Annotated in this window: 10 protein-coding genes and 1 pseudogene; all 11 read right to left on the bottom strand. The window is 70.7% G+C overall.

Annotation, left to right across the window (positions count from 1 at the left end):
* Positions 1-4: 4 nt before the first annotated feature.
* The 11 genes and pseudogenes from ACIBGM_RS18915 to ACIBGM_RS18865 all read right to left on the bottom strand — a co-directional run bounded on the left by ACIBGM_RS18915 (position 5) and on the right by ACIBGM_RS18865 (position 13,194).
* Positions 5-718, bottom strand: coding sequence for a YggS family pyridoxal phosphate-dependent enzyme (locus ACIBGM_RS18915; protein WP_360528470.1), 714 nt, complete (start codon positions 716-718; stop codon positions 5-7).
* Entirely contained in the window at positions 718-1,440 is a 723-nt protein-coding gene (locus ACIBGM_RS18910) for a polyphenol oxidase family protein (RefSeq protein WP_396386305.1), read from the bottom strand. Before ACIBGM_RS18910 ends, ACIBGM_RS18915 begins: the two co-directional genes overlap by 1 nt.
* Positions 1,441-1,732: 292 nt before the next feature.
* Positions 1,733-2,980, bottom strand: a pseudogene (gene ftsZ, locus ACIBGM_RS18905) (cell division protein FtsZ); the annotation flags it as partial.
* Between the two features lie 160 nt (positions 2,981-3,140).
* The gene (locus ACIBGM_RS18900) at positions 3,141-3,881 is read right to left on the bottom strand and encodes a cell division protein FtsQ/DivIB (protein WP_396386304.1); all 741 of its coding nucleotides are present in this window, start codon (positions 3,879-3,881) and stop codon (positions 3,141-3,143) included.
* A gap of 18 nt (positions 3,882-3,899) precedes the next feature.
* Positions 3,900-5,372, bottom strand: coding sequence for a UDP-N-acetylmuramate--L-alanine ligase (murC, locus tag ACIBGM_RS18895; RefSeq protein WP_396386498.1), 1,473 nt, complete (start codon positions 5,370-5,372; stop codon positions 3,900-3,902).
* On the bottom strand, positions 5,372-6,460 hold the full coding sequence (murG, locus tag ACIBGM_RS18890; RefSeq protein ID WP_396386303.1) for an undecaprenyldiphospho-muramoylpentapeptide beta-N-acetylglucosaminyltransferase: 1,089 nt from the start codon (positions 6,458-6,460) through the stop codon (positions 5,372-5,374). The genes murC and murG overlap by 1 nt, the downstream gene beginning before the upstream one ends.
* Before the next feature lie 31 nt (positions 6,461-6,491).
* Positions 6,492-7,742 carry a putative lipid II flippase FtsW gene (gene ftsW, locus ACIBGM_RS18885; protein ID WP_360528481.1) on the bottom strand — a complete coding sequence of 417 codons (1,251 nt, stop codon included), beginning with the start codon at positions 7,740-7,742 and terminating at the stop codon, positions 6,492-6,494.
* 4 nt (positions 7,743-7,746) lie between these two features.
* Positions 7,747-9,186, bottom strand: coding sequence for a UDP-N-acetylmuramoyl-L-alanine--D-glutamate ligase (gene murD / locus ACIBGM_RS18880; RefSeq protein WP_360528484.1), 1,440 nt, complete (start codon positions 9,184-9,186; stop codon positions 7,747-7,749).
* The gene (gene mraY / locus ACIBGM_RS18875) at positions 9,183-10,250 is read right to left on the bottom strand and encodes a phospho-N-acetylmuramoyl-pentapeptide-transferase (protein WP_360528487.1); all 1,068 of its coding nucleotides are present in this window, start codon (positions 10,248-10,250) and stop codon (positions 9,183-9,185) included. Before mraY ends, murD begins: the two co-directional genes overlap by 4 nt.
* Positions 10,247-11,638, bottom strand: coding sequence for a UDP-N-acetylmuramoyl-tripeptide--D-alanyl-D-alanine ligase (gene murF, locus ACIBGM_RS18870; protein WP_396386302.1), 1,392 nt, complete (start codon positions 11,636-11,638; stop codon positions 10,247-10,249). Before murF ends, mraY begins: the two co-directional genes overlap by 4 nt.
* On the bottom strand, positions 11,635-13,194 hold the full coding sequence (locus ACIBGM_RS18865; protein WP_396386301.1) for a UDP-N-acetylmuramoyl-L-alanyl-D-glutamate--2,6-diaminopimelate ligase: 1,560 nt from the start codon (positions 13,192-13,194) through the stop codon (positions 11,635-11,637). Before ACIBGM_RS18865 ends, murF begins: the two co-directional genes overlap by 4 nt.
* Positions 13,195-13,201 lie beyond the last annotated feature (7 nt).

Here is a 13,201-nt window from a genome sequence, read left to right as displayed (position 1 = left end):
GACACTAACCCGGCGGAGTACGCGTTCCGAGTAAGGCGCGCCCGAGGCGCACGTGTGTCGCTCCCTGCCTGATCGCGGCGTCCAGGTCGCCGGTCATCCCGGCCGAGATCCAGCCGGCCCCGGGATGATCGGAGCGTAACCGGGAGGCTACTTCATGCAGTCCCGCGAACGCCTTGTCGGGGTCCGACCCGAGCGGCGCGACCGCCATCACGCCACCCAGCTCCAGCCCGTCCGCCGCGGCGACCTCGGCAGCCAGCTCCGGTACGGCGGAAGGCTCGACGCCCCCGCGGGCAGCGCCGGTCGCGGCATCGGCCGATCCGTACGACGCCAGGCTCACCTGCAACAGGCAGCGAACAGTCCGTTCCTCGGCGACCGCAGCCTTGGACAGCGCGGTCACCAGCGACGCGCGGTCCACCGAGTGCACCACCGACGCGTACCGCACCACCGAACGGACCTTCTTCGACTGCAACTGCCCGACGAAGTGCCAGGTGGCGTCCGGGCAGTCCGGAGCCTTCGCCTTGAGCTCCTGCTCGCGGTTCTCCCCCACGTCCCGCACCCCAAGGGCCGTCAGCGCCCGTACGTCGCTGACTGGGAAGGTTTTGGTGATCGCGACAAGGGTGACCTCGTCCGGAGACCTCCCGGCCGCCTCACAGGCCTTCTCGATCCGTTCCCGGGCGAGCCGCAGGTTGTCCCGCAGCTCCTCCTCCCGCGCCGCCATCACGCGCCCAGCTTGACCAGGCCGGCCAGGCGGCCGCTGACCGGTCCCTCGCGGCGGTACGAATACAGGCTCTCCGACTCGATCGTGCACGCGGTCGCGTCGACCACCTCGACCCCGAGCTCGGCCAGCTGCGCCTTGACCCCGGCGGCGACATCGATCGCCGGCGTCCCCCAGCTCGTCTCCGAGTACGACGCCGGCACCCGCTCGGCCACCTCGGCCCGCATCTCGTCGGGCACCTCGTAGCAGTTGCCGCACGCATACGGCCCGAGTACGGCGGTGATCCGCGACGCACCGAGGTCCCGCATCGCGTCCACGGTCGCCGGTACGACGCCGACGTACATGCCCTTGCGTCCGGAGTGGGCCGCTCCGACGACACCGTCACCGGCCAGCAGCACCGGAAGGCAGTCGGCGGCCCGGACGGCCAGCACCACGTCCGTCCTGGTCGTGACGAGCGCATCCGCTCTCGGCGTCGGCGCCGGCGGCAGCTCGTCACCGGGGCGGACGACGTGCACGTCGCGGCCGTGGACCTGGCTGACCCGGACCACCCCTTCGGGCCGGACGCCGAACGCGTCCGCGACCCGCCGGAAGTTCTCCGCGATCAGCCCCGCGTCCTCACCCGATCCGCCGAGGTTCAGCTCGCCGTACGGCGCTTGGCTTGCACCGCCGAAGCGGTCGGTGAAGGCGAAGCGGACGTCGTCGAGAACCTCGTCATACCCGAACACATCCAGAGCCTACCGGCCCGGATGCTGCTTACTTGAGGAAGTCCGGGATGTCGAGGTCTTCCTCGGGCTCGGGCTTGCGGGCCGGGCGGGTCGGGCCTGGCTGCGACGTGCCGGCGGAGCTCCCGGACGAGGCGTTGCTCGGGCCGTTGACGGGCCAGGAGTGCTGGGTGGTCGGCGACGCCGGGGTGTGCGGCGTGGGCTGCGCGGTCGGCGACACCGGACGGACCGGCTCACCGGCCTGCGGGCGTGCCGAGTGCGTCGTACCCGCGCCTGGACGGCCCTCGGTCGGCGCCGGCACCGGGACGGTGTCGTCGGTCGGCGTCGGCGGGTTCACCGGCTGGCTGCTCGGGGCCTGCCCGTTCGCGGATGGCGCCGAAGCCGGCTGCGGCGAAGCACCCGGAGTCGCCGCTGGGGCCCCGGTGGACGGCGGCGTGGACGGCGGTGTCGCAGGCGGCGGCGTCGCGGCAGGCGGCGTGGACGCCGGGTTACCCGACTGCATCTGGGCGGAGTACCCCGGCTGGCTCTCCGATCCGGCCGCCGGACGCGAGGCCTGCGGGCGGGCCGAGTTCATCGCCTGCTCGCGCCGCTTCGGCATCCCGCCGTCGAAGCCGGCCGCGATCACCGTGACCCGCACCTCGTCGCCGAGGGCGTCGTCGATGACCGCGCCGAAGATGATGTTGGCGTCCGAGTGCGCCGACTCCGACACCAGCTGGGCCGCCTCGTTGATCTCGAACAGGCCCAGGTCGGAGCCGCCGGCGATCGACAGCAGCACCCCGTGCGCGCCCTCGATACTTGCCTCGAGCAACGGCGACGAGATGGCCGCCTCGGCGGCCGCGACCGCCCGGTCCTCGCCGCGGGACGAGCCGATCCCCATCAGCGCCGAGCCGGCGTTCGACATGACCGCCTTGACGTCGGCGAAGTCGACGTTGATCAGGCCGGGCGTGGTGATCAGGTCGGTGATGCCGGAGACGCCCTGCAGCAGCACCTGGTCGGCCTGCTTGAACGCGTCCAGCACCGACACCGCGCGGTCGGAGATGGTCAGCAGCCGGTCGTTCGGGATGACGATCAGCGTGTCCACCTCCTCGCGGAGGGTGCTGATGCCGTCCTCGGCCTGGGTGGCGCGGCGCTTGCCCTCGAACGAGAACGGCCGGGTCACCACACCGATGGTCAGCGCGCCGAGCGATCGGGCGATCCGGGCCACCACCGGCGCGCCGCCGGTGCCGGTGCCGCCGCCCTCGCCGGCCGTGACGAAGACCATGTCGGCGCCCTTCAGCGCCTCCTCGATCTCCTCCGCGTGGTCCTCGGCGGCCTTCTGCCCGATCGCCGGGTTGGCCCCGGCGCCCAGGCCGCGGGTCTCCTCGCGGCCGATGTCGAGCTTGACGTCCGCGTCGCTCATCAACAGCGCCTGCGCGTCGGTGTTGATGGCGATGAACTCAACGCCCTTCAGACCGTGCTCGATCATCCGGTTGACGGCGTTCACGCCGCCTCCGCCGATGCCGACGACCTTGATGAGTGCCAGGTAGTTCTGCGGTGCCGCCACGTCCGCGCCTCTCGCCTCGTTCGTTTCCCGTTGTCCAGCGAAAAGACTGAACCTCAAGTGGATGCTTAGACTTATGTCAACTTTAGATTACGACGCACGGTACGGGACGCTTCCGGCCAAAGTCCACGCGCCTCGCCGCACTCTGCCGTGATGTGACTCGTCACCGCTTTTCCCCTTTGGTGACAGGGAGATCGGGCGCCGACACGTCGTACACGGTCGCCTTGCGCTTCATCAGCACGCTGAGTACCTCGGCCTTGCGCGCGCTGTCATCGGAACTGCCCCAAACGACCTTCACGCCGGACCCCAGGTTCAGGGTGATCGAGTCCGGCGACGCTGCCGAGATCGACCGCACCTGTGCCCGCAGTGTGGACGGCAGCGCGGCCGAGACCGTCACCACCGAACGGATCGTCACGTCCCGCCGGGCGCCGGTGATCTTCGCCTCCGGCAGACCGGCCGGCCGGTCCGGCACCGTCCTGAACGCCGTCCCGGTCGCGTCCACCAGCTCGTACCGCGAGCCGTCGGTGACGACCACCACCGGCACTCGTTCGGTGACCACGATCACGACCTTGTTCGGCCAGGCCCTGGTCACCTGCGCGTCGGCCACCGCCGGGATGGTCCGGACCCGGGACGCGATCGCAGTCAGGTCGACCTTCGCCAGCGGGGTGCCCACCGGCGCCTCGGCCACGTTCTCGATCGTTGCCACCGGCACCGTGTCGGCCCCGCTCACCCGGACGCCGTCGACCGCGAGCGCGGTGGAGAAGTAGAACAGCCAGACGACCAGCCCGCCGAGCACCAGCGCGGCGCCACCGATCGCCCACGGCAGCCAGCTTCGCCACCGCACCAGACGCTGCCGGCGCGCGAACCGCTGTTGTGCCCGAGCCAGATCAGCGCTCTGGCTCATTCAGTCGACCCCACCCTTTTACTCCACCACAGGAGCAAGGGCTTCGGCGGCAGACTCGCGGGCGGCTGCCCGTTCGGCCAGCAGACCGACGACCTCCGGGCCGATCAGCGTCACGTCACCTGCGCCCAGGGTGACCACCAGGTCGCCCGGCTCGGCCAGGTCGGTGACCACCTGCGGTACGGCGGACCACGACGGCTCGAACCGGACCTGGTCCGGCTTCAGCGGCACGTGGTTCGCGATCAGGGCCCCGGTGACACCGGGCTCGGGGTCCTCGCGGGCCGCGAACACGTCCATCACGACGACCTCGTCGGCCAGCGCGAGCGCCTCGGAGAACTGGGTGGCGAAGATTCTGGTCCGGCTGAACAGGTGCGGCTGGAAGCAGGCGACCACGCGCCCCTCCCCCGCCACCTGCCGGGCCGCGGTCAGGTCGACGGCCAGCTCGGTCGGGTGGTGCGCGTAGGAGTCGAACACCCGCACCCCGTCCTCGAGCCCCTTGAACTCGAACCGCCGGCCGGTCCCGGTGAACGACGCCAGCCCCTCGGCCAGGTCGGCGGCCGAGAACCCGAGCCCGAGCCCGACCGTCAGCGCGGCCGACGCGTTCAGCGCGTTGTGCTTGCCCGCCTGCTGCAACTGGACGACCGGCAGCTTGCGACCGCGGTACACCGGCACGAACGACTGCGTCGCCCCGGTCGCGGTGATCTCGGTCACCCGCATGTCGGCGTCGCCGGCCTCGCCGTACGTGCGGACGTCGATGCCGCGCTCGCGGGCGAACTCCGCCAGCCGGCGGGCGCCGGCGTCGTCGTAGCAGATCACCATGAACCCGCCCGGGATCACCCGGTCGCAGAACTGCTCGAAGGCGAGCCGGTAGCTGGCCTCGTCGCCGTAGTTGTCCAGGTGGTCGGGCTCGACCGACGTGACGATCGACACCTCGGGCCGGTAGGTCAGGAACGACTTGTCCGACTCGTCCGCCTCGGCCACGAACAGGTCGCCGGTGCCGTCGTGCGCGTTCGACCCGGACTCGTTCAGGTTGCCACCGATCGCGTACGACGGGTCCGCCGCGCAGTGCTGCAGCGCAACGGTCAGCATCGACGTGGTGGTCGTCTTGCCGTGAGTCCCGGCGACCGCCAGCGTGCGGCGGCCGACCATCACCGAGGCGAGCGCGGCGGCCCGCGGCAGGATCGGGATCCCGGCGGCCCGGGCGGCGACCACCTCGGGGTTGTTCTCGCGGATCGCGGTGGACACCACCACGGTGTCGGCGTCCGCGACGTGCTCGGCGGCGTGGCCGACCCAGCAGGTGGCGCCGAGCGCGCGCAGCGCGGCCAGCACCTTCCCGTCCTTGGCGTCGGAGCCGGACACCTCGATGCCGCGGGACGCCATGATCCGGGCGATCCCGGACATGCCGGCGCCGCCGATGCCTACGAAATGGACACTGCCTAGCTTCTCCGCCGGGGGAATGACGGCATCAGGACCAAAATTCGATACTTCGACGATCACGAAGCAGACCCCACCACATCCAGGATCATCCGCGCCAATCGCTCGTCGGCGTCCGTGCGGATCAGACCCTTCGCTGCTGTGGACATGGCTGTCAGACGCGCCGAGTCGTGCAGAAGTTGCGGGACGTTGGCGCGAATCCAGTCCGGAGTCACCGCCGCGTTGTCGACGAGCAGCCCGCCGCCCGCGTCGATCACGGGCTTCGCGTTGAGCGCTTGCTCACCGTTACCGTGCGGCAGCGGAACGTAGATCGCGGGCAGTCCGACTCCCGAGACCTCGGTGACCGTGTTCGCACCGGACCGGCAGACGACGAGGTCGGCCGCCGCGTAGGCGAGATCCATCCGGTCGACGTAGGTCAGCACGACGTACGGCAGCGGCCCGGTCTGCGGAGCCTCGAGGGTGTTCTTCGGGCCGATCACGTGCAGGACCTGGATCCCGGCGGCCTGCAGGTCGGCGGCCGACCCCGCGACCGCCTCGTTCAGCCGCTGAGCACCCTGCGAGCCACCTGTCACCAGGAGCGTCGGCGCGTTCGGGTCCAGACCGAAAAACTGGCGTGCCTCGGACCGCAGCGCGGCCCGGTCCAGCGTCGAGATCGCCCGCCGGATCGGCAGGCCGACGTACTCGGCGTGCGGCAGGTCGGTGCCCGGGAACGAGGTCTTGACGTGCTGCGTGCAGTAGCGGGCGGCGAACTTGTTCGCGATACCCGGCACCGCGTTGCCCTCGTGCACGACGATCGGGGTCTTCCGGCGCCAGGCGGCGACGTACGCGGGGGTGGAGACGTACCCGCCGAAGCCGACCAGCACGTCGGCCTTCGCCTCGTCCAGGGCCCGGCGGGCCGCGCCCACCGAGGCGAGCATCTTGCCTGGTACGGCGAGCAGCGCGGGCGTCGGCTTCCGCGGCAGCGGCACCGGCGGGATCAGCTCCAGCCGGTAGCCCGCCTCCGGGACCACCCGGGTCTCCAGGCCGCGCTCGGTGCCGAGGGCCAGGATCTCTACGGTCGGGTCGATCCGGCGCAGCGCGTCGGCGGTGGCGATCAGGGGTGAGGTGTGGCCGGCGGTTCCGCCACCGGCCAGGACGATGCTGGGCACAGCTTTCAACGCTCCCGCGTGTTCTCTCGAGTCAGGACGGACGTCGCGACGGCAGCCACCCGAACCTCGGCCGCCTGGTCTCCTTCAGGGCGGCCTGGGCGCCGGGTTCGGCCTTCGCGAAGGCCAGCAGCATGCCGACCGCGATCAGGGTCGGCAGCAGTGCGGAACCACCGTACGACAAAAGCGGGAGCGGAATCCCCACGATGGGTAGCAGTCCGATCACGGCGCCCAGGTTGACCAGGGTCTGGGCCATGATCCAGATGGTGATTCCGGCCGCCGCGTAGCGGACGAACGGCTCGGTGTTCCGGGTCGCGATCCGCACCCCGGCGTAGGCCAGGACGAGGAACAGGGCGAGCACGGTGAGCGACCCGACCAGGCCGAGCTCCTCACCGATCACGGAGAAGATGAAGTCGGTGTGCGCCTCCGGCAGGTTGCCCCACTTCTGCCGGCTGTTGCCGATCCCGACGCCCCACCAGCCACCGGTCGACAGCGCGTAGAACGAGTGGTACGCCTGCCAGCCGACGCCGGACGGGTCCGACAGCGGGTTGGTGAAGTTCATCAGCCGGTCCATCCGGTGCTGGGCCGTGGTGACGAAGTACGACGCGATCGCGCCGACGACCACGATGGTCGCGACGAACAGCCGGGTCGGCGCGCCGACGATCCAGATCAGGCCGAGCATGACGGCCATCAGCACCAGCGCCGTACCGAGGTCGTGCTGGCCGACGACCAGGGCGATCACCAGGCCGCAGACCGGCACCATCGGAACCAGCAGGTGCTTCCACTGGGTGAGCAGCTTCTCCTTGCGGGCGTACAGGTCCGCGCACCACATCACCAACGCCAGCTTGGCGAACTCGCTCGGCTGGATCTGCAGCGGACCGCCGAGGTTCAGCCAGTTCGTGTTGCCGTTCACGCCGACGCCGAGGCCGGGGATGTAGGTCAGCACCAGCAGGAACACCGACCCGAGCAGGGCAACGTACGCGAGCATCCGGAAGTGCCGGGGCGTCATCCGGGAGGCGACGTACGCCATCGGCAGGCCGACGCCGACCCAGATCAGCTGGCGGATGAAGATCGTGTAGCTGTTGCCGTTCGCGCGCAGCGACAGCACGCTCGACGCCGACAGCACCATCAGCAGCCCGAGCACCAGCAGCAGGCCGGTCGCGCCGAGCAGGATGTGGTACGACGTCAGCGGCCGGTCCAGCACCTCGCGGATCGCCGCCACCCACGGCCGGTCGGTGGTGTTGCGCTCCTGCTTCTGATCCGGCTGGTCTGCGACCGACGTCACGCGATCACCCCCGGGTCAGCTGGTGCACGGCTTCAGCGAAGGCGTCGCCGCGGGCTCCGTAGTTGGCGAACATGTCCCAGGAGGCGCAGCCGGGGGCCAGCAGCACGGTGTCGCCCGCCTGGGCAAGCTTCGCCGCCTCCCCCACCACGATCTCCATGGCTTCAGTGTCCGTTGCCTCGACAGTGATCGTCGGGACATCCGGTGCGTGTCGGGCAAGTGCTTCGGCGATCACCTGTTTGTCCTGGCCGAGCAGGACGACGCCGCGCAACCGCTCGCGGGCCGCGATCACCAGGTCGTCGAAGGTCGCGCCCTTGGCCTGGCCGCCGGCGATCCACACCACGTGCTCGTAGGCGAGCAGCGAGGCCTGCGCCGCGTGCGGGTTGGTCGCCTTCGAGTCGTCGACATAGTTGACCCCGGCAACGTCCGCGACGTGCGCGATCCGGTGCTTGTCCGGCCGGAACCCGCGCAGCCCGTCCCGAACCGCCGTCGCGGGCACCCCGAACGCCCGGGCCAGCGCGGCCGCGGCCAGCGCGTTCGCCACGTTGTGCGGCGCGGCCGGCGTGATGTCGTTCAGGGTCGCCAGCTCGAGCGCCGAGGACGCGCGCTGCTCGACGAACGCGCGGTCGACAAGGAGATCGTCGACAATCCCCACCATCGACAGGCCGGGGGTGCCGAGCGTGAAGCCGATCGCCCGGCAGCCCTCGATCACCTCGGCGTCCATGACCAGCTGCTCGGTGGCCGGGTCGGCGACGTTGTAGACGCAGGCGATCTGGCAGTTCTCGAAGATCCGGCCCTTGTCCTTGGCGTACGCCTCCAGCGAGCCGTGCCAGTCGACGTGGTCCGGCGCGATGTTCAGCACGGCGGCCGAGTGCGCCGACATCGAGTGCGTGAAGTGCAGCTGGTAGCTCGACAGCTCCACGGCGATCACGTCGTACGGCTCCGGGTCCATGACCGCCTCCAGCAGCGGCAGCCCGACGTTGCCGGCGGCAACCGCACGGTGACCGGCCGCGGTCAGGATCGCGGTGAGCATCTGGACCGTCGTGGTCTTGCCGTTGGTCCCGGTGATGCACAGCCACGGCGCCGCGTTGGCCGGGTCACGCAGCCGCCAGGCGAGCTCGATCTCACTCCAGATCGGCACCTCGCGCTCGGCTGCCTGCGCCAGCAGCGGCGCGTGCGGCGGTACGCCGGGAGACGTCACGACCACGTCGACGTCCTTCGGCAGCTCCGCCGTACTGCCCGGGCCGAGGGTGATGGTGGCGCCCAGCGTCTCGAGGATCTGCGCCTTCTCGCGGAGCCCCTCGTTGTCACGGTCGTCCAGTACGACGACGTGCTCGGCGCCGGCCTGGAGCAACGAGTCCGCGCAGGCGTAGCCCGCCGTACCGAAGCCGAGAACGACGAAGCGAGTCGTCGCCCAGCCGTCGTCGGTGCGAGTCCCGAGCGTCATCCGGCCACCCATTCCGCGTAGAAGATGCCGAGACCGATGACCACGCACAGGCCCTGGATGATCCAGAACCGGATCACCACGTTGACCTGCTCCCAGCCGAGCATCTCGAAGTGGTGGTGCAGCGGCGCCATCCGGAACAGCCGCCTGCCCTTGGTCAGCTTGAAGTAGCCGACCTGCAGGATCACCGAGGCGGTGATGATGACGAACAGGCCGCCGAGCAGCAGCACCAGCAACTCGGTCCGAGTCATCACCGCGAAGCCCGCCAGCGCGCCGCCCAGCGACAGCGAGCCGGTGTCGCCCATGAAGATCTTGGCCGGCGACGCGTTCCACCACAGGAAGCCGAACAGCGCGCCGGTCAGCGCGGCCGCGACCACGGCCAGGTCGTGCGGATCTCGGACCTCGTAACACTTCGCGCCCACACCCTGAGCGGTCGCGCAGCTCTGGTTGAACTGCCAGATGCAGATCAGCGTGTACGCGCCGAACACCATCATCGACGCGCCGGTGGCCAGGCCGTCCAGGCCGTCGGCCAGGTTCACGCCGTTCGACATGCCGGCGATCAGCAGCAGGATCCAGATCACCACGAGCACCGGCCACAGTTGCAGCCAGGTGATGTCGCGGATGAACGAGATGAACGGCGACGCCGGGCTCTGGCCGCGTTCGTCCGGGAACTGCAGCGCGAGCACCGCGAAGGCGACCGCGATCATCGTCTGGCCGGCCAGTTTCGCCTTGCTGCGCAGGCCCAGGCTGCGCTGCCGGAAGATCTTGATGAAGTCGTCCAGGAAGCCGACCGCGCCCATCCCGGCGAACAGGAACAGCACCAGCAGCGCCGACGCGCTCGGCGGCGTCATCGTGAACAGCTTCGCCGCGAAGTACCCGATGATGGTGGCGATGATGAACACGGTGCCGCCCATCGTCGGCGTGCCGCGCTTGGTGTGGTGCGAGGTCGGCCCGTCGTCGCGGATCTCCTGGCCGTAGCCGCGGCGGGCCAGCAGCGTGATCGCCCACCGCGTGCCGAGCAGGGTCAGCACCATCGAGACGGCGCCGGCGAACAGGATCGAGATCACTGCGCATCCTCCAGCAACGCGTCGGCCAGGCTGCGCAGCTTCGCCGCCTTCGAGGACTTCACCAGGACGACGTCACCGGCCCGCAACTCGGCGCGGAGCATGTCGAGGGCCTCCGGAATGGTGTCGACATAGGCCGACTCGTTGCCCCAGGAGCCTTCGAGCGAGGCCCCGAGATGGATGGGTTTCGCACCCGGGCCGACCACGACCAGCCGGTTCACGTCCAGCCGCACCACCAGCCGCCCGATCGCGTCGTGCTCGTCCGCGGAGGTGTCGCCGAGCTCGAGCATCTCGCCGAGCACCGCCCAGGTCCGCGCGCCGCGGGCCCGGCCGATCGCGACCAGCGCCTTCAGCGCGGCCCGCATCGAGTCGGGGTTGGCGTTGAACGCGTCGTTGATGACCGTCACGCCGTCCGCGCGCTCGACCACCTCCATCCGCGCCGCCGACACCGGGGTGGCCGCAGCCAGTCCCTCGGCGATCTGCTCGGCGGTCAGCCCGGCCGCGTACGCGACGGTCGCCGCGCCGAGCGCGTTGGACACGTAGTGCTCGCCGACGAACTGGAGCTGGACCGAGCGGCCGAAGTCGCCGATCCGCAGCGTGAAGCTCGCCCGGCCCTCGGCGTTGAGCTTGACGTCGGTCGCCCGCACGTCCGCGCTGTCCGCCTCGCCGAAGGTCAGCACCCGCTGCCCGGTCCGGCTCGCCATCGCGGCGACGCGCGGGTCGTCGGCGTTCAGTACGGCGGTCCCGCCCGGAGCCAGCGCCTCGATCAGCTCGCCCTTGGCCAGCGCGATGTTGTCCTGGCTGCCGAACTCACCGATGTGGGAGGTGCCGACGTTGAGCACCAGCCCGACCTTCGGCGGCGTGATCCCGCAAAGGTAGGTGAGGTCGCCCAGGTGCCGCGCGCCCATCTCGGCGATCAGGAACTTGGTGGACCCGGTCGCCTGCAGAGCGGTCAGCGGGTGGCCGATCTCGTTGTTGAACGATCCCTCCGGCGACACGGTCTCGCCGTACGGGCGGATCAGCTGGGCTATCAGGTCCTTCGTGCTGGTCTTGCCGGACGAGCCGGTCAGCCCGAGCACGGTGAGCTCCGGCAGTCGGCTGACCACGAGCCGGGCCAGGTCTCCGAGTGCCTTCTGCGCGTCGCCGACGACGATGCACGGGCTGCCCTCGACCGGCCGCGTGGTGAGTGACGCCGTGACGCCGGCCTCGGTCGCCGTACCCACGTAGTCGTGCCCGTCGACGCGCTCACCGGGCAGGGCGACGAACAGCCCACCCGGACCGGCGGCCCGCGAGTCGATCACCACCGCGCCGTCGACCACGGCCGACGGGTCCACGCCCACCAGCTCGCCACCGACGACGTCGGCGATCTCGCCGCAACTGACAGGGATCACCGCTCTGCCTCCAGCAACTCACGCACAGTCTCGCGATCGTCGAACGGGTGGATCACACCGCCGACGTCCTGACCTGTCTCATGGCCCTTGCCCAGCACGACGACGGTGTCCCCCGGACCGGCCAGCTCGATCGCGGCGGCGATGGCCTGGCGACGGTCGCCGATCTCGTGCAGGTCGGCCCCCGGCACAGCGGCTCGGGCGCCCTCGAGCGCGGCGGCCCGGATCGCCGCCGGGTCCTCGGTGCGCGGGTTGTCGTCGGTGATGATCACGACGTCCGCCGTACGTGCCGCCGCGGCGCCCATCGCGGGACGCTTGCCGGCGTCGCGGTCGCCGCCACAGCCCACGACCGCGTACAAGCGGCCCTTGGTCGCGCCGCGGGCGGCCTCGAGCGCGAGCTCGACCGCGTCCGGCGTGTGCGCGTAGTCGACGATCACGGCCAACCCGTCGTGCCGGGTGAACGTCTCCATCCGGCCCGGTACGGCGGCCGTCCGCAGCCCGGCCGCGATCTCCTCGGCTGGTACGTCGACCTGCCGCAGCATGGCGGTCGCCAGCAGCGCGTTGGCCACGTTGAAGTCGCCGGGCAGCCCGATCTCGACGGTCAGCGTCTCCCCCGGCCCTTGGATGTCGATCACCGTCGTGCTCTGCTTGATTCCTTCCCCGCCCCACCGCCCCGGTCGCTCGGACTGGTGCCTGCCCGCCACCATCCAGTCGGCCTCACCCGTGGTGGACACGGTCACCAGCGGTACGACGGTCTGCGCGGCCAGCCGGCGCCCGTACTCGTCGTCGATCGTCACCACCGCCACATCACAGCGCTCCGGGGTGAACAACGAGGCCTTCGCCGCGAAGTACTCCTCGAACGTGTTGTGGAAGTCCAGATGGTCCTGCGTGAGGTTGGTGAACCCGGCGACTGCGAACCGCGCACCGTCGACCCGGCCTTGCGCGAGCGCGTGGCTGGAGACCTCCATCGCGCACCAGTCGACCGCCTGCTCCCGCATCACTCCGAACAGCGCGTGCAGGTCAGTGGCCTCCGGAGTGGTCCGGACGCTCTTCACGACCTCGTCGCCGATCCGGGTCTGGATCGTCCCGATCAGCGCGGTCGGACCGAGCCGGCGCAGTACGGCGTCCAGCAGGAAGCTGGTCGTGGTCTTGCCATTCGTCCCGGTCACGCCGAGCAGGTGCAGCTCCTTGGTCGGCTCGCCGTAGATGTGGGCCGCGACGGCGCCGAGCACGTCCCGTGGCCGGTCGACCACTAGCACCGGCAGACCGGTCTCCTTCGCCCGCTCCTCACCGGTCGGATCGGTCAGTACGGCGACAGCGCCGGACTGCTGTGCTTTGGCGACGAAGGCGGCGCCATGCGTGACGGCACCGGGCAGAGCGGCGTACAGATCGCCTGGGAGGACTGACCGGGAGTCGAGCGAGACACCGGTGACCTCGACGGTGCTGCTGGTGGGGATCCGCGCGTGAGCGGTCCTGGCGACCTCGATCAGGCTGACCGGCACGATGTGCCGTGGCCTGATCGCTGCGACGGCGCCGCCTGCGGCGGTAGGGGTGGACACGGGCCCT

It is taken from the genome of Kribbella sp. NPDC050470 (genome assembly GCF_044458365.1).
Classification (GTDB): Bacteria; Actinomycetota; Actinomycetes; order Propionibacteriales; family Kribbellaceae; genus Kribbella.
Note: the sequence above shows the minus strand (reverse complement) of the source record. Positions and strands in the feature narration are given on the sequence as shown.